14 protein-coding genes are annotated in these 17701 nt (G+C 45.5%); 10 read left to right on the forward strand and 4 right to left on the reverse strand.

From position 1 onward, the window contains the following. Positions 1-259: 259 nt before the first annotated feature. The 6 genes from AC2204_RS05695 (at position 260) to AC2204_RS05720 (ending at position 6326) form a co-directional block, all read left to right on the forward strand. Positions 260-1072: an ABC transporter substrate-binding protein gene (locus AC2204_RS05695; RefSeq protein WP_318924512.1), complete on the forward strand. Its 813-nt coding sequence runs from the start codon at positions 260-262 to the stop codon at positions 1070-1072. A 45-nt stretch (positions 1073-1117) separates the two neighbouring features. Then, positions 1118-1819, forward strand: a complete 702-nt coding sequence (locus AC2204_RS05700; protein WP_318924513.1) for an ABC transporter permease — start codon at positions 1118-1120, stop codon at positions 1817-1819. A gap of 15 nt (positions 1820-1834) precedes the next feature. Beyond that, on the forward strand, positions 1835-2539 hold the full coding sequence (locus AC2204_RS05705; protein WP_318924514.1) for an ABC transporter ATP-binding protein: 705 nt from the start codon (positions 1835-1837) through the stop codon (positions 2537-2539). Continuing rightward, on the forward strand, positions 2526-3119 hold the full coding sequence (gene mobA / locus AC2204_RS05710) for a molybdenum cofactor guanylyltransferase MobA (protein WP_318924515.1): 594 nt from the start codon (positions 2526-2528) through the stop codon (positions 3117-3119). Before AC2204_RS05705 ends, mobA begins: the two co-directional genes overlap by 14 nt. Then, positions 3106-4932: a bifunctional molybdopterin-guanine dinucleotide biosynthesis adaptor protein MobB/molybdopterin molybdotransferase MoeA gene (locus AC2204_RS05715; protein ID WP_318924516.1), complete on the forward strand. Its 1827-nt coding sequence runs from the start codon at positions 3106-3108 to the stop codon at positions 4930-4932. The genes mobA and AC2204_RS05715 overlap by 14 nt, the downstream gene beginning before the upstream one ends. A gap of 677 nt (positions 4933-5609) precedes the next feature. Further along, positions 5610-6326 (forward strand): DUF3581 domain-containing protein, encoded by a 717-nt coding sequence (locus AC2204_RS05720; protein WP_318924517.1) that lies wholly within the window; start codon positions 5610-5612, stop codon positions 6324-6326. A 70-nt stretch (positions 6327-6396) separates the two neighbouring features. Here AC2204_RS05720 and AC2204_RS05725 read toward each other — a convergent pair whose 3' ends face one another. After that, positions 6397-7290, reverse strand: a complete 894-nt coding sequence (locus AC2204_RS05725; protein ID WP_318924518.1) for a GNAT family N-acetyltransferase — start codon at positions 7288-7290, stop codon at positions 6397-6399. 360 nt (positions 7291-7650) lie between these two features. Between AC2204_RS05725 and rsgA the strand changes: the two genes are divergently transcribed. Both rsgA and AC2204_RS05735 read left to right on the forward strand, forming a co-directional pair. Then, positions 7651-8691: a ribosome small subunit-dependent GTPase A gene (rsgA, locus tag AC2204_RS05730; protein ID WP_318924519.1), complete on the forward strand. Its 1041-nt coding sequence runs from the start codon at positions 7651-7653 to the stop codon at positions 8689-8691. 258 nt (positions 8692-8949) lie between these two features. Next, on the forward strand, positions 8950-9678 hold the full coding sequence (locus AC2204_RS05735; RefSeq protein ID WP_318924520.1) for a phosphatase PAP2 family protein: 729 nt from the start codon (positions 8950-8952) through the stop codon (positions 9676-9678). 86 nt (positions 9679-9764) lie between these two features. Here AC2204_RS05735 and AC2204_RS05740 read toward each other — a convergent pair whose 3' ends face one another. Further along, positions 9765-10118, reverse strand: coding sequence for an XRE family transcriptional regulator (locus AC2204_RS05740; RefSeq protein ID WP_318924521.1), 354 nt, complete (start codon positions 10116-10118; stop codon positions 9765-9767). A gap of 141 nt (positions 10119-10259) precedes the next feature. After that, positions 10260-11240: a hypothetical protein gene (locus AC2204_RS05745; RefSeq protein WP_318924522.1), complete on the reverse strand. Its 981-nt coding sequence runs from the start codon at positions 11238-11240 to the stop codon at positions 10260-10262. Positions 11241-11447: 207 nt separating this feature from the next. On the opposite strand from AC2204_RS05745, the gene AC2204_RS05750 reads away from it, so the two are divergent. Beyond that, positions 11448-12146 carry a DUF2786 domain-containing protein gene (locus AC2204_RS05750; RefSeq protein WP_318924523.1) on the forward strand — a complete coding sequence of 233 codons (699 nt, stop codon included), beginning with the start codon at positions 11448-11450 and terminating at the stop codon, positions 12144-12146. Between the two features lie 297 nt (positions 12147-12443). Continuing rightward, positions 12444-13748: an inosine/guanosine kinase gene (locus tag AC2204_RS05755; RefSeq protein WP_318924524.1), complete on the forward strand. Its 1305-nt coding sequence runs from the start codon at positions 12444-12446 to the stop codon at positions 13746-13748. A 77-nt stretch (positions 13749-13825) separates the two neighbouring features. Here AC2204_RS05755 and hrpA read toward each other — a convergent pair whose 3' ends face one another. Next, on the reverse strand, positions 13826-17701 hold the full coding sequence (gene hrpA / locus AC2204_RS05760; RefSeq protein WP_318924559.1) for an ATP-dependent RNA helicase HrpA: 3876 nt from the start codon (positions 17699-17701) through the stop codon (positions 13826-13828).

The raw sequence follows: 17701 nt of genomic DNA on the forward strand, positions 1-17701 counted from the left end.
AATGGGATTAACCGTTTCATACTATCGCAACAATATTGCTGAGTTTTGCATGCCTTTTTGTTTTAAATCATTCAACTCTGGGGGCCATTAGCGTTAATGTTGCATAACCCCTACAAATTGGCATTTGACTTGCTTATACATGTCTAATTAGCGTTGTTAAGACCGCGATGTAAATTGGGTTACCTATCAACTCTTAGCCATTTTTTACCGTAACTTGTCCATCAACAAAAATAATAGTGACTTAACGTCAGGATGATTAATGAAATTTATAAAGCCAACACTCGTTATTTTAAGTATTGCTTCAGCAACCGCCGCTCACGCAGCTGAAAACATGACTATTCGCCTTGCGACAACAACAAGTACTTACCATTCAGGTTTACTTGATCACCTGTTACCAGAATTCAAAAAAGATACGGGTTACAATGTTGAAGTCTTGGCCGCCGGTACCGGTAAATCATTGCGCATGGGTGAGAACGGCGATGTTGATTTGGTGATGACACATGCGCCAAAAGCAGAAGCAGAATTTGTTAATAACGGTTTCGGCGTACTGCCTCGTAAATTGATGCACAATGATTTTGTCGTGGTTGGTCCTGATAGCGATCCTGCGAAAATTACGGGCGGAAAGGATGTTGTTAAAGCGCTGACTCGCATTGCCTCATATAATGCGACGTTTGTTTCTCGGGGCGACGATTCCGGCACACATAAAAAAGAACTGAACCTATGGGCACAAACCACAATCGAACCTGACTTCGGTGGGTATAAAGCCGTAGGCCAAGGTATGGGCCCGACCCTTAATATGGCGTCAGAACTACAGGCATATACTATGACTGACCGTGGTACTTGGCTGGCATACCAGAATAAGCTAGATCTGAGAATCATGGTTGAAGGTGATAAGCGCCTGTTTAACCCGTATCAGGTTATTCTGGTTAACCCAAGTCGCTATCCGGATATTAACTACCAAGGCGCAAAAACATTCAGCGATTGGTTAGTTAACCCGAAAGCAAAATCTATGATTAACAACTACAAACGTCAGGGTCATCAGTTGTTCGTTGCAGATGCTATCACGCAGTAAACCTCTATCAACACACTCACTTGACGTGGATAACATTACGAAACAATGGATATTTGGCAGACAACCCAACAAGCTGTTCAACTTTTATTTAGCGGTGATATGGCATTATGGGGAATTGTGGGGGTGTCATTTTCCGTCTCTTTGCTGGCAATTGGAATTGTGCTGTTACCAGCATTGGCGATAGGGTTTGCTCTCGCCTACGGGAAGTTTCCGGGACGCTGGCTGATCCTTTCGCTGTTTAATACCTTCCAGTCGATCCCCACGGTGGTAATCGGCTTGCTGCTCTACATGTTATTGTCACGCTCAGGCCCGCTGGGTGACTGGAAAATGTTATTTACCCAGCAAGCCATGGTGTTGGGGCAGACTCTGATCTGTTTTCCGATTTTAGTCTCAATGATGCACGCCGCATTTCAAAATAGTGATCGCCGGGCATGGGAAACCGCCCTGACCTTAGGCGCTAGCCTACCGCGCGCTTTTACCAGCCTGATGTGGGAAAGCCGCTTTCCTTTATTTGCCGCAGTTATTGCCGCTTTCAGCCGTATTATTACTGAAGTTGGCTGTTCGATGATGGTCGGTGGTAACATTTTAAGCTCAACCCGAAATATTCCTACCGCAATAGCCCTCGAAAGCTCTAAAGGAGCGTTTGCACAAGGCGTTGCCCTTGGCATGGTATTATTAATTCTGGCGCTGGGGCTAAACTTCTTTTTATCTGTTGCGCGTGGCAAAGCCCACTTGCGTACCAATTAAGCAGGAAAACAGGTGATGGCACAAATTTCCATTCAGGCACATGATCTTTCGATGCGATTTAAAGATCGCCTGCTATTTCACATACCGCAGCTCAGCCTTGGGCCCCAAGAGGCGGTCTATTTAACTGGCGATAATGGTGTTGGTAAAACCACCCTGCTCAAAATTCTTTCCGGGCTGCAAAGGCCAACGACAGGCCGGATCAACCTGCGAAATCAGTCATGGCTGTCCCGCCTGTTCAGAGGTGAGAGCAAGGGCGGTGTTATATATATGCACCAAACCCCCTATATGTTTGATGTTTCTGTGTTTGAGAATGTCTGCTATGGTCTTAAGTTCGCCATAAAAGATCGCAGAACGCGCCGAAGTGAAGCCATAAATGCTTTGCGTATGGTAGGGTTAGAGACTCTGGCTGACGAGCATATTTCAGTGCTTTCAGGTGGTGAAAGACAGCGTGTGGCGATGGCACGGGCCTGGGTATTAAAACCCAGTGTATTGCTGATGGATGAATCAAGTGCCAGTCTGGACAGTGAGTCAATTGAACGGCAAGTGCATCTGACAGAAGATCTGCTGGAGAGAGGTTCAAGCGTGGTGATCACCAGCCATCAGCAAAATGCGCTCACCGCTTTATGCCGCCGCCAATGGACAATTACTAATACAAAACTAGTTGAACGAGCGGATTTACAGCTCGTACATGAGGACAAGAACAACTATGCCTACGGCTGAACAAACAAGTTGGGTCATTTTAGCTGGCGGACAAGCCAGCCGTATGGGAGGCCATGATAAAGGGCTCGTTGAACTCGCAGGCAAGGCCATGATCGAACATGTGATCGAAGCGCTAAAACCACAGACATCATCGATCATCATCAATGCCAACCGCAACCGCGGCCGTTACCAGGCTTATGGTTCGGTGTTCGGCGATAATATTCAGAATTATCCCGGCCCATTAGGTGGCATGCACGCAGCGCTACACCATATCGATAACGAATGGATTGGCTTTGTTCCCTGCGACTGCCCGCGGCTCCCTTCTGACTTAGTTACTCGCATGGCCAATGCTTGTCAGGAAGATACTGATATTGCCGTTGCCCACGATGGCGATCATATTCAGCCAGTGGTGACACTCATTAACCGCCGTATCTTGCCCAAACTGGAAGCTTTCCTTGCTAATGGTGATCGAAAGATCATTCTCTTGTATCGCCAGTGCAACATGATCACCGTGGATTTCAGCGATCAACCGAATGCATTCGTGAATCTCAACACACCAGAAGAATTACAACAATTTGGACAACGCTATGAGTCAAATTAACGCCTCTCTTCCACTACTCGGTTTTGCGGCCTTCAGCGGTACAGGAAAAACCACCTTGCTTGAAGCAATGCTGCCTAAACTTGTCAAACATGGTATTCGGGTGGCGGTAATAAAACACGCCCACCATAATTTCGATATCGACCAAGAAGGTAAAGACAGCTATCGCTTACGCAAGGCCGGGGCCGGTCAGATGCTGATATCTTCTCGCTATCGTCGCGCACTGGTGACTGAAACACCTGAAGAGGAAGCCAGCCTGCCCTACCTGATTTCCCAGCTGGATCAAACCCAGCTGGATCTGATTTTGGTTGAAGGTTTTAAAAAGCTCAGTTTTCCAAAAATCGAATTACATCGGGAGGAAGTCGGTAAACCCTGGTTACACCCCGACGATTCCAACATTATAGCGGTTGCAGCCAATGTGAAAGCGGATACCACATTGCCAACAATGGATATTAACAATCTGGATCAAATCACCGACTTTGTCGTCAACTTTGCCAGGCAAGGTAATGCCATCAAAGAGCAAGATCAGAAGCAAGGTTTAGCCTGCAGCGACTTTTCCCCTTCCGGCATGCTCTCGGTCGATGACGGGCGCCAGTGCATTCTGAGTCAGATTGTTCCACCAGCATCCGTTCAATCGGTCCCGCTTAAAGAAGCGTTAGGACAAATTGCCGCACACGACATTTTGTCGCCCGTCAATGTACCTCAGCACACCAATTCTGCGATGGATGGTTATGCCATTCGCGGTGACGACTTGTCAGGCAGCGATGAGTTACAAAGCGGAGGTGTATTAACAAGCAAGATCTATCAGGTGGTGGCACACGTCATGGCTGGCCATAGCTATGATCAACCTCTGCAAAAAGGTCAGGCTGTGCGCATTATGACCGGCGCGCCCGTGCCGGAAAATGCCGATACCGTGGTAATGCGCGAGCAAGCAACAGAAGACAGTGACACCGTCACCTTTGACATGGCGAAATCAGCTATTTATCCGGGACAGAATGTTCGTCTGGCGGGTGAAGATCTCGCCATCGGTCAAACCGCGATTGCTAAAGGAACGCAAATCTCGGCCCCAGAACTGGGAATGATTGCCTCGCTGGGTATTGATAACGTCACCATCAACGCCCCGATTAAAGTCGCGATTTTCTCGACCGGTGATGAAGTGCAGCAGCCTGGCGAAGTTCAGAAAGATAACTGTATTTACGATTCCAATCGCTACACCCTGCACGCAATGCTGACTCAGATTGGTTGCGAAGTGATTGATTTCGGCATTATTGAAGACAGCGAAGCGTCACTTGAAGCCACTCTCACCCAAGCCAGCCAACAAGCTGATTTAATTCTGTCATCGGGCGGGGTTTCTGTTGGCGATGCAGACTATATAAAAACCGTATTGAACAAACTGGGCGAGGTCAACTTCTGGCGTATTGACATGCGTCCGGGACGTCCGCTGGCCTTTGGGCAAATCGCACAAACGCCTTTCTTCGGCCTTCCGGGCAACCCCGTTGCCGTCATGGTTGTCTTCCTCCAGTTTGTCGAACCCGCCATTCGTAAACTTCAAGGTATCGAAAACTGGCAGCCACAAATATTGAATGCCGTCGCAGCAGAGTACCTTCGCTCACGCCCGGGGCGAACAGAATACACCCGTGGTATCTACAGTCTGGATGCAAACGGTAGATTGTCGGTGAAAACAACGGGGCAGCAAGGTTCAGGGATTTTACGGTCAATGCGTGAGGCTAACTGTCTGATTGAGATTGTGCCTGAACAACCAGCTGTGGAGGTGGGTGAAACGGTTCGGGTGATACCGCTGATCAGTCGAATCTAATACCAATCGGGATAATTGTCCCGATTGGTATAACACTGCAAACAATTTTATTAGCTCTCAGCAAGCGATGATAACTCATCGCTTACTGAGTGCTTTTTTTGTTTGCAGCTTCCGTGCTGCTTTATTTTTCCTGAGCTTCTACACGTTAGAAGATGTTATATGTGCTATAGCGTATTTTACGTACGAATTTTGCACTATTTTAATAAACCTCAGATAAAGCAACCCTAGCCTAAAATTCGATATTGCTTTGTTTTTATTGTCATTGCGAAACGCATCATACATAACTATTCGATTTGTTGCACTTGGAAAATCACATTTTTGAATGCTGATTCATCAAAGCAATCAAGCATCACTCATAACAAATGCGACTCATTTCGGCAAAGTTCAAACTAAAGAAAGATAAAACCTGTCACATTGCACTTAATTGATACTCTTTTTTAGCAAAAAAACACGACCGTATTGCACAAAACCCCTGATATCAGGATCTTAAAAACAAAAATCCATCCGATGACTTAGGTATCTGCTTAAACATGTTTTGCCAACAGGTTGGGCTGTTTATTCATTTCTCTGTCATACTTAACCTCCAAGGGGCAAAGTTCATCTGGCTAGACCATTTGTTGCTTCTTCTCATGTACAATAGTCGACAGTGTAATGATCAAGGTATTCATAAATTAAGCATGTTTTTAGATTCGTATTATTCAGAACAGAACGGTGAGTATTCTTTTACTCGTGAACAGGCAAGCCACTTCGCAAAAAAAATTGCAGGTGATTTCAATCCAATTCATGATGAAGACAATAAACGTTTTTGCGTACCTGGTGATCTGCTGTTCTCTGTTGTGCTTTCAAAAGCAGGTCTGAGCCAAAAAATGCGTTTTGACTTCGCCGGTATGATTAATGACAGCATTGCTGTAAGTCTCGATACCAAATCTGATACCGAACTGTCGTTGGTGGATGCTAAAGGTAAAGAATACCTGCATATCACCCGCGAAGGTAACACCACTACGAATCAAGATTTAATTGCACAAGTGACAAAAAGTTATGTGCAGTTTTCGGGGATGAACTTCCCGCACATCATGGTTCCTCTAATGGAATCGAAACAAATGATGATTAATCCAAGCCGTCCTCTGGTGATCTACGAAAGCATGGAACTGGATTTTACCCGTTTAGATCTCACTGCACCGACGGTTGAACTGACCGATTCTGAAATTGATGTTGATGGCAAACGTGGTAGCGTGACACTAAAATTCTGCTTTAAGGAGAATGGCGAAGTTGTCGGCACGGGCCGTAAGCGTATGGTCATGAGTGGACTTAAGCCGTATTGCCAGAATGACATTGACGATCTGGTAAACCGCTTCAATGAGCGGAAAGACCTCTTCTCAGGCATTGCCGCCTAATTATTTTAAAAGCCTGTGTTTATCACAGGCTTTTTTCTCTTCCGGTGAATATCCTCTGGAACATAAAACATCAATTGGCAACACTTTCTACGCAAATAACGGGCTCTTGATACCCCACATGCAACCCCTCTTCTGCAAGTTCACCGACAATATCTTCATTCACTTCAACAAACGCTTCACTGATTTTATCGCAGATCACTTCACCACCAAGTGTAAGCGCAACCGCAGAAAACCATGGGCTTAACTGAATCCCCCCTTCGCTCAGCGCCTGATGCAGATGTTTCATGTCTTTGCGGACAATATTGATGATAGTCTCGGTCAAAGAACTTGCTATTCCGAGTCCCCGGTATTGTGGATCTACAAATACTGTATGTAGCGAGAGCTCATAGCATAATTCATCGCAAGATAAAGCAAAGCGATGATCTTCGATATAGCGACTAAAGCTTGCCATTGCGATCACATCTCCACGATGATAAACCATCAGACATACGTCACTATCAGGCTCTAAATGTCGCGTAAGAGGTGATGGTGATGCGGGTAAATCATCGGAAGAAGGCCGAGCACTATTACTATCCATTAGATCTTTAAGTGCCGCTGTACTCTGCGAGAGCGATAATAAAACGGTGATCGTATCAACCGCCGGGATGGGTTCATCGAGCTGGCTCATTGCCAATGTGGCAATTGGGAGCAAAGACAATCGATCTAAGTAGGCCCTGCGACGATGGCCAGTACTGAAGACGTTTTTCGTTTTGTCGATAATAAATACATCTTCATCACCTTCTTTAGCTTCGGTATCAATAATATACCTCTTACCTCTGGCGACTTGACCAGAAGACCCGGAACTTGACGCCTTGACAGTCAATGATATCGCCGAATAAACAGCCTCTGCCCACATTTTATATGTATCAACAAGCTCTGCACTTATGCCGTCATGCTGCAACACATGATATCGGTACTGATTCATACTTTTACGTCTTCCTAGATGCCAATTCACTCGCTGACATTGTACGAAAATAAAAAAATCAAATATGTTGATCCTGCACTTACAGGCAAAAAATGTATTCTGAGATCTGATAACTGGCATTAGCGAGAGTTGTTTGCTAAATTTTAGCCGTTATCACCGCGACTCAGTTAAGTGTGATGTCATTCAAGTTTTATAGACCCATAGAGGAAATATTGATGATTGTATTAAAAACTAACCGGGCACAGCGAGACGTTTAAATTAAGCCTCTCCTTTTTTGCCCGGCCACTTAGCCGGGGCCTCAATTGCCCCTGATGATATTACTCAGTTCAGACGCATTATTTGCGTCAGGGGTTTCAAATAATGACAAACTCTATTTCTCTGCCTGAACTAGGCTGGAGACCTTTTTTTCAACAACAACTTTCCTTAGACGAATTTGAACAAGCTCGTATTATGCGTGTAATGGCGCAGCATCGCAGCCAGTTAGAGCTGATGACAGAGCAAGGCGGCTTTTACTTACCTGTTACTCCGTCTATGCCTGCGGTAACGGTGGGTGACTGGCTGTTGGTCGACAAGCAAGGACACTTTATTCGTTTGCTCGACCGTATCTCTCAGTTCAGCCGTAAGGCTGCTGGCAGCAAGATCGATACACAGTTGATTGCAGCGAACGTAGATACCGTGTTTATCATCAGCTCTCTCAATCATGACTTCAATCTGAGCCGAATTGAACGCTATCTTGCACTTACCAATGAAGCGGGCGTTGAACCTGTTATCGTTCTGACCAAGGCAGATTGTTGCGACAACCCTCTACCGTTTGTGCGACAGGTTCAAGAGCTTGATCCTATGCTGCTGGTTGAGGCGGTAAACTGCCTCGATCGCAATAGCGTCACCGTGCTAGAGCCATGGTGTCAAACAGGCAGAACCGTTGCGTTTGTGGGTTCATCTGGCGCAGGAAAATCAACTTTGATTAACTCCCTGCAAGAGAAACAAGCCCAAACAACCGGTGATATTCGTCACGACGACAGTAAAGGACGCCATACCACTACCTCACGATCATTACATGTAATGACAGCGGGTGGATTACTTCTCGATACCCCGGGAATGCGCGAACTACAGTTGTCTGATTGTGAACAGGGACTAACCGCAACTTTTGCTGATATCTACTCACTTGCCGAACAATGCCGCTTCTCTGATTGCCATCACCAAGGTGAGCCAGGATGTGCGGTTCGCGAAGCGATTGACAGCGGAGAATTGAACGAACGCAGGCTGGTCAGTTACCTCAAGCTCAATCGAGAGCAGGCAATAAACGGTGCGAGTATTGCTGAAAAACGAGCTCGCTCTCGAAATTTAGGTAAGTACTACCGCTCAGTTCAAAATGAATCACGGAAAAGAAAGAAGGGATAAATAATCCTGCTCCTCCCTCATCCTGAGGGGGAGCACTCGCAACCCAAACATCTGATTACTCAATTCATTTCAGACACATAACAACAAAGAAATACGCCCTGTTGCATCCTCTAGTCGCGTTCGTTTCTTTTGGCGTACCATATAAAACGCATGAAACATCGCCTAGTTGATACTGAATGGCAAAAAATGACACTTTTTTTACGTTATCACGGATACCCTCTGATAAAATTCAAACCCGTTTAATAACAAAACCATAAAATGTTAACTTCTTCATTCATTCCTAAAAAAATACCAGGGATCATCGCCCTATCCCTTTTTACGGTATTGATGGCCGGTGTACTGGTCTTTTTTCCACAACCTGCTTTTACAACAGAGGTTAATGATCTGACAGGCTTGCTCTTTACCCTGCTCACTGATTCTGCGGGAAGCCCCTACTTTCTGATCACCACAGGACTGCTTTGCCTGATCCCGCTTTTCCTGAAATACCCCAAGAAGAAACGCTTCTCCTTATGGATTCAATTCGGCATCTTGTTAATACTTAGCTTTGTCGCTAAAACCGGATTAAAGCACATTACCGAAATCCCCCGCCCGTACAGTTATGAACTGCAAAGCCTTGGACTGGTCGATTCCGTACAGAGCTTTTATCTGTTGGATGATGCGAATAAAGAAGCCGTTGTGGTGAAAGCCGCTGACAATATCAGCCATTGGCGCACTCGTCACTGGCAAGGCGAAACAAACTATTCGATGCCGTCAGGACATACTATTTTTGCTGCCGTTTGCGTTGTCTTCTGGGCAGGCTTTTTCTTACGCCGTAAACAGTTATTACCCGCTTTTATCATCATATTATGGGCTACTGGTGTGGGAACAAGCCGGATCTGGCTAGGTATGCACTGGCCATCAGACCTGTTGGTATCCATAGCTTGTGCCGGGATCTTATATTGTTTAATTCCGGAGTGGGAAGTAGATGGTAAGGAAGATAAGGGATAAATTTTATAAAAAGACTATTTACAGCATTTAAAAAGCCCTCTGTGTGAGGGCTTTATAAAAACTGGAATTTTAAGATGAGGTAACAATTACACGTTAACACTATGTTCGTACTCAACCACCAATTGGTTACCGTCATAGCGCACATTTTTAATGTCACCATCAAGAATATAGGTATTTGTCACGGTGACTGAATTTGGCATTGACGCCCCCATTTGCTTTCGCAACGATGGCAAAGTCAATACCGGATCAACAGACATGAAGCTACAGAACTGGCTTACAAACCGATGTTCAAGAGACAACTTGCCTCGTAAAATATCAGAGAAGATAAGCTGACTGATCCCTAACCGTTTCGCCATTTCGATTTGGGTCACTCTCATCTTGGCCTTATAGCTCATCCATGTGTCATGTAAGATTTTTCTATCTTGTTCTGTATACTGCATCCCAAATTTCCCCGCGCAACTTTTTACTTATTATGATATTAAAGCGTAAAGAAGCTCATGCAATGTCAGGGGAACGTAAGGCTTGTAACCTGAAAGTTGCAGCCCGATATTGTTGCCGGGCTTTTTCACCTTTAAAAACGATCAGCGCGCTTCAATACGAGAAAACAAAGCCCGGTTGGGATCGCTCTGTTGCGCCCACTCGGGATCGACTTCGCGTTTTTCAAAATAAACTTGTAAGCCGTTAAAATAAGTAAAGGCGGTTAATTCTGAATCTCGCATAAAATGTTCAAAGAAAGCATCCTCCTGCTGAGCCAAATCGCCTAGCGTTGTAATACCCCGCTGTAATGCCCACTGAATCGCGTGCGGTGAAATCACCGTGCGATATAACATCAATTCTTCAATCTCTGACAACGCTATCTCAAATAACTGATCAGTTTGCGTATGAACTGACAGTTCGTGCTCTGCGGCTTCTTGTTCTGCCAATAGTGCTCTCAGGCTCGCGATACTAGTTTCACGTTCAGCGGCTGAATAACCATAAGTCGTTTTACAAAAACGAATTGCATAGGCTAATTTTTGACGGCCGACAAGCTCAACGACTTCTTCCAGGTAAGGTTGAGGTATATTATAGGCCTTGGCCAGTTGCTCAACTGCCTGTACCAGACCGGTATAGATGATGCCATTAAACTCAAGCTGAAAGGCATTGTTAATACCCATAACTGGCACACCGTCGATACTCACGGGCCAACCAGGGTAATTCACCCGTCCTTTTGCGATTTCAAACATCATCCAGGCACTGTCGCGAAAACCTTCAAATGCTCTGCCTTCCAGCTCTGAATCTTTCAGCTCTTCTTTTGTCCAGTTCACACCTATTTGCAAGTGTTTCTCATAACGATTGTGAAGCTTTTCTTTCACTTTATCGCGTAATAAGTCCAAGCCACTGACCTTAATGGATTTACATAACGTAAAACACTCCTGACAGCTAGGGATCATAATCGGTGATAGTTGCTGCTCATAGTTAGGGGAAGCCATGAATGGATAAGATTCATAATACGGTTCACCACAAAACCAGCAGGTGTGACGAAACTCAAAAGGAACATCAATGGATTGATAAGCTGTTGTCATATTTTTTTATACTTATTAATGCAGCCCAGCATTACTAACCGGGAATATTTCAATCATTATGCAAACCATCCCATCTTTTCACAAGCCTGAGATCGTCAGGTTTTACCGACTCAAATATAAATTTAGCATTATCTACACACATTTTTTGCCAAAGACCCGAGTAAAACGTTAAAATACGTCCCCCCTTTTCTTAAAGAGTGTGATTGAATGTCTGAACAGAAGCGAAAGGCACTGAAAAAAATTGCAAAATGCCTAGAGCTGGGTAACTCTGCGAACATCAACGAAGCCGCACAAGCCATTCGTATGGCACACCGTCTGATGCTGAAATACGGCTTAGATAAAGATGACATTGAATTCATCAAGATGGGGAAAACCAAGTCTGCCACCTTGTTACCAGCAGACATAAGTACACAAATTCTTAAGATCATTCGTGGTATCAACCGTCGCTTTGGTGTCGAATGTGTCTTGACCAATCACAAAGGGCTTAAAAAAGCCGAATTCATCGGTGTCGCTGAGCGAGCCATTTTTGCCGCTTTCGCTTTTGATATTGTCTACCGTGAAATGAACCAGCAAACAGGTCAGTTCCGCAATAGCTTCGCCGGAACGGGAACCAGCACGACCGAAGTTACCCGTCGTGTTTCTTCTTTCCTCGCTGGCTGGCTGGAAGGCGCACTGGAAAAGTTACCCGTGCTTAATACTGATGATGACCATGATCAGCGCATGTCGAATTATATCGATAAACAGTTTGAAAACCTTGATCGTGAAACATTTAAGCAGCAGCTCCAGGAAGCAATGAAAGGGATCACTGACGACTATGAAAAAGGCATGAAAAAAGGCCGCAGTATTTCCGTCAATCGTCCTGTTGGTGGTTCAGCGACCAAGCAAGATGTGAAACTATTAGAATAATGATTTTGATCACTGTAAGTATTATTTCATCACAAGCGAACTCATAATCTGACTTCATATTATCAGTAGCAAGTTCTGCGATTTATTATTACAACTTCGCATTGCTGCCTATATTTGATGGCTAAATATAGGCAGTTATTAGGCTCTTCCTCTTCTTTCTAAATTAACTCACGTTTAGGTGGATTAAAAAAGAAGCAAGTGAAAGCAATTCTTCGCCATATTGCAATGAAATGGGATGTATCTCGCAATTCTGTGTTAACATCAAATAAAATCCCATAAATCCCGTAGCCTTCACACATGAAATTTCCTGGTCAGCGTAAATCAAAGCATTACTTCCCTGTTAATGCCCGCGATCCATTAGTTGCTCAAATCCAGCATGATAATCCACTTGCACGTACCCATCTAGTCGGTGTTGGTCAAACCATTGTTGATATTGAAGCACGCGTTGATGATGAGTTCTTAAACAGGCATTCTCTGAGTAAAGGCCACTCGTTAGTACTTGATGAAGATAAGGCCGAACTACTTTATCAAGAGCTAAAAGAGCAGGATCTCATCAGCCACGAATATCCTGGCGATACTATCGGTAACACGCTGCACAACTACTCGGTGCTGGCCGATGACAAGTCAATTTTGTTAGGTGTGATGAGCCAAGATCTTAAAGTCGGTTCATATGCGTATCGCTACCTGTGCAAGACTTCAAGCCGAATGGATCTGGATTATTTACAGCCTGTCGATGGCCCAATTGGGCGCTGTTATACATTGATCACCAAAGATGGCGAGCGTACATTTGCCATTAACGAAGGTCAGATGAACCAGCTTCTTCCTGACAGCGTGCCTGAATGTGCCTTTGAAAATGCCTCTGCACTTGTCCTTTCATCTTACTTGGTACGTGGCAAAGCCACCGATCCGATGAAAAATGCTGCGCTAAAAGCCATTGAGCATGCAAAGAAACATGATGTCCCTGTTGTTCTAACCTTAGGTACAAAATACGTCATAGAAGACAAAAAAGAGTGGTGGATTGAGTTCCTCAAACAACATGTCACCTGTGTCGCGATGAACGAAGAAGAAGCTGAAGCACTTACCGGTGAAAAGGATCCTCTGATTGCCGCAGACAAAACGCTAGATTGGGTTGATATGGTGCTATGTACCGCAGGCCCTGTTGGTTTATATATGGCGGGTTACACTGACGATGCGCTCAAACGTGAGTCAACCCTGCCATTACTGCCTGGCCGTATCGCAGAATTCAATAAATACGAATTCAGTCGTCCTATGATGAAGACTGACTGTGAAAATCCAGTACGAGTCTATTCGCATATTGCCCCTTACCTTGGCGGCCCGGTGGAAATTAAAAACACCAATGGTGCGGGTGATGCAGCCCTGTCAGCATTATTGCATGACATGTCAGCAAACCGCTACCATAAGGCCAATGTCCCTAATTCAGGTAAACACAGCGGTAAGTTCCTCAGTTACTCTTCATTCTCGCAGATTTGCCAATATTCTAACCGTGTCAGCTATGAGGTACTCACCCAGCATGCTCCTCGCCTGTCACGTGGCCTGCCAGAACGCGAAGATTGCTTAGAAGAAGCCTACTGGGAACGTTGATCCCAACACGTTGTGAATAAAAAACGGAGCCTTCTGGCTCCGTTTTTGTTTCTATCGCTCAATTAACCAAGCGGCAATCAACACTCATTGATCGCATTGCGAACTCGCTTATCCGATACCGGATATGGGGTGCCGAGTTGCTGAGCAAAGTAGCTTACACGTAGCTCTTCAATCATCCAGCGTATCTCTCTGATCTTTTCAGGTACTGGCTGCCCTTTCGGGATCTTATTCAGCAGCTCTTTATAGTCGTTGACCACAGATTCAATCTTCAGAATATGAACACGATCCTTGTTGGGGTCGATCGGCAGTTTTTCCATCCGGCGCTCAATGGCTTTCATATAACGCAGGATGTCCGGCAAACGCTGCCAACCGCACTCTGTCGCAAAGCCTTTGAAAATCAATCCTTCAATCTGTGCTTTGATATCTGACAGTGCAAACGCCATGCTCAGATCGACCCTGCCCTTCAAGCGCTTGTTAATGTTAAATGCCGTCGTCAGAATAGCTTCGACCTGCTTCGCAACATCAACAACCGTATCGCCCAGCTCCGCACGTACGTATTCTTTGGTCGCCTCAAACTGCTCCGGTTGCCAGATCAATCCGCCCTTTTGCCCGATCAGCTTATCCACACCGCAAGCGATACAGTCATCAATCAAATCCATGACACGGCCATACGGGTTGAAGTACAAACCAAGCTTCGATTTATTCGGCAAGTTCGCATGGAGGTATTTGATTGGCGAAGGTACGTTCAGCAAGATCAGGCGGCGCTGTCCCTGACTCATGGCTGTGCGCTGTTCGTCCTCAGTTTCAAATAACTTAATGCCGACCGAGTCTTTATTATCAACCAATGCCGGGAAAGCCTTCACTTCAAAGCCGCCGCGTTTTTGCTGATAGCATTCAGGTAAAGTACCGAAACTCCAGGTTTTCAGGCCGTCCTGCTCAATGTCGTCGTCCGCAACTTGCGATAACGTTTCCTGGACTTTCTCTTTCAGGCCTTCTTTCAGACTGTATAAGTCTTTGCTCTCATTCAGCTTACGGTTGCGATGATCAACAACCCGATAAGTGATTTTCAAGTGATCAGGCACTTGATTGAGATTCCAGTCTTCACGTAATACTGTTACCCCAGAAATACGCTTCAGTTCTTTTTCTAACGAATCGAGTAATGGCATCGCCATTGGCTCAGCACGCGCTAAGAAAGCATCGGCATAGTTAGGTGCCGGTACAAAGTTACGGCGTACAGGCTTTGGCAGTGACTTGATCAGTGCAATCACTAATTCTTGTCGCAGCCCCGGAATTTGCCAGTCGAAGTTATCCGGTTCAACCTGATTTAAGATCGGGAGCGGAATATGAACCGTGACACCGTCACTATCTTCACCCGGCTCAAACTGGTAACTCAACTTCAGTTTCAAGTTGCCCTGATGCCAGAAGTTAGGGTAATCCAGATCGGTAATATGGCTCGCATCGCCTTTGAATAGCATTTCGCGTTCAAAGTTAAGCAAGTCTTTATTTTCTTTAGATGCTTTCTTCCACCAGCTATCAAAGAAACGACCGGAAACAACCGTATGTTCAATACGCTGATCGTAAAATTCAAAGAGCTGATCATCATCAATCAGAATATCGCGACGACGAGACTTATGCTCAAGCTCTTCGACTTCCCGTAATAACTTGCGGTTTTGATGGTAGAACTTATGTTTGGTTTCCCAATCACCTTCTACCAAGGCCGATCGAATGAAAATCTCACGAGATACCTGCGCATCAATATTGCCGTAGTTAACTTTGCGTTTAGCAACAATCGGAATGCCGTACAGCATGATTTTTTCAAAACCAAACACTGCTGCCTGCTTTTTCTCCCAATGCGGTTCGCTGTAGCTTCGCTTGAGCAAGTGCTGAGCCAGAGGCTCAACCCACTCAGGTTGAATTTTGGCGGCAATACGTCCCCACAATTTCGAGGTTTCAACTAACTCAGCCACCATCACCCATTTGGGCTGTTTCTTGAAAATACCCGATCCCGGAAAAATATTGAAACGGGCATTACGCGCGCCCTGATATTCATTCTTTTCCTGATCTTTAAGCCCGATATGAGAGAGCATACCTGCCAGTAACGCGGTATGAATGCTTTCATAGCTGGCCTCCTGACTATTCAAACGCAAGTCCAGCTCTTTCACTACCTGACTGACCTGGTAATAAATATCTTGCCACTCACGAATTCGCAGGTAGTTGAGATAATCATTTTTACACTGCTTACGGAACTGATTACCAGACAGCGCTTTTTGCTGCTCTTGTACATAATTCCATAAGTTAACAAACGTAATGAAATCCGACTCTTTATCGGCAAAACGATTATGCTTTTCATCAGACGCTTGCTTCTTTTCTGATGGGCGTTCACGCGGATCTTGAATTGATAGCGCAGAAGCGATGATCATCACTTCACGCAATGAACCCAACCGGGGCGCTTCTAAAACCATTCGTGCCAGACGTGGATCGAGCGGTAAACGGGCTAACTGACGTCCCATTGGTGACAGACGCTTGCGCGGATCCGTCGCTTTGGTATTAATGGCACCCAGCTCTTCAAGCAGGCGAATACCATCCTGAATATTACGATTATCCGGCGCTTCTAAAAATGGGAATGCCTGAATATCGCCAAGACCAATATTGGTCATTTGCAAGATAACGGATGCCAGGTTAGTACGCAAAATTTCCGGATCGGTAAATTCCGGACGCGACAGGAAGTCTTCTTCAGAATAGAGACGAATGCAGATCCCTTCCTGCACACGACCACATCGACCTTTTCGCTGGTTAGCACTGGCCTGAGAAATCGCTTCTATCGGTAGTCGCTGTACTTTCGTTCGGTAGCTGTAACGGCTGATCCGTGCTGTACCCGGGTCAATCACATATTTGATCCCCGGTACCGTCAGCGAGGTTTCGGCCACGTTAGTCGACAACACAATACGGCGGCCGGCATGCGACTGGAATACCCGATTTTGCTCACCGGCAGACAAGCGCGCATAAAGCGGTAAGATTTCAGTATCACGCAAATTACGTTTTTCAAGTGCATCAGCAGTATCGCGGATCTCACGCTCACCATTCATGAAGATCAGGATATCACCCAAGCCTTCATCGCACAGTTCATCGACCGCATCGAAAATAGCCTGCAGCTGGTCACGTTCAGACTCTTCTTCTGTCACCGGGCGATAACGCGTTTCTACCGGATAAGTGCGGCCAGACACTTCAATGATAGGTGCGTTATGGAAGTGTTTAGAAAAACGCTCCGGATCAATCGTTGCTGAAGTGATAATAACCTTTAAATCAGGACGCTTCGGTAACAGTTCACGCAAGTAGCCCATGATGAAATCGATATTCAAGCTACGTTCGTGGGCTTCATCGATAATAATGGTGTCGTACTGGTTCAGATAGCGGTCGCTCTGAATTTCAGCCAGCAAGATACCATCGGTCATCAGTTTGACCTGACTGCGATCAGATACCTGATCGTTAAATCGGACTTTGTAACCGACCGACGCACCCAGCTCGCATTCCAGCTCTTCGGCAATACGGCTTGCTACCGTACGGGCAGCCAGACGACGAGGCTGGGTATGGCCAATCATGCCATGAGTACCGCGCCCCAGTTCCATACAGATTTTAGGTAGCTGAGTCGTTTTACCGGAGCCGGTCTCACCCGCAACAATGACTACCTGATGATGCTTAATGGCTTCTGCAATATCATCTTTCTTTTGGCTGACAGGTAACAGTTCAGGATAGCGAATGGTGGGGCGTTGGGTTCTGCGTAACTCAACGGTTTGCATCGACTTGACAATATCTAATGCGATTTCATCGAAAACAGCGTGTTTCGCTTTTTCGTTCTTAATTCTTGCCGCACCCTGCACACGTTTGTGCAAACGAAAACGATCGCGGATCATGCAATCTTTAATTGCGGCTTTCAGCGTTTTTTCATTATTCAA

This window comes from Photobacterium sp. (assembly GCF_057456235.1).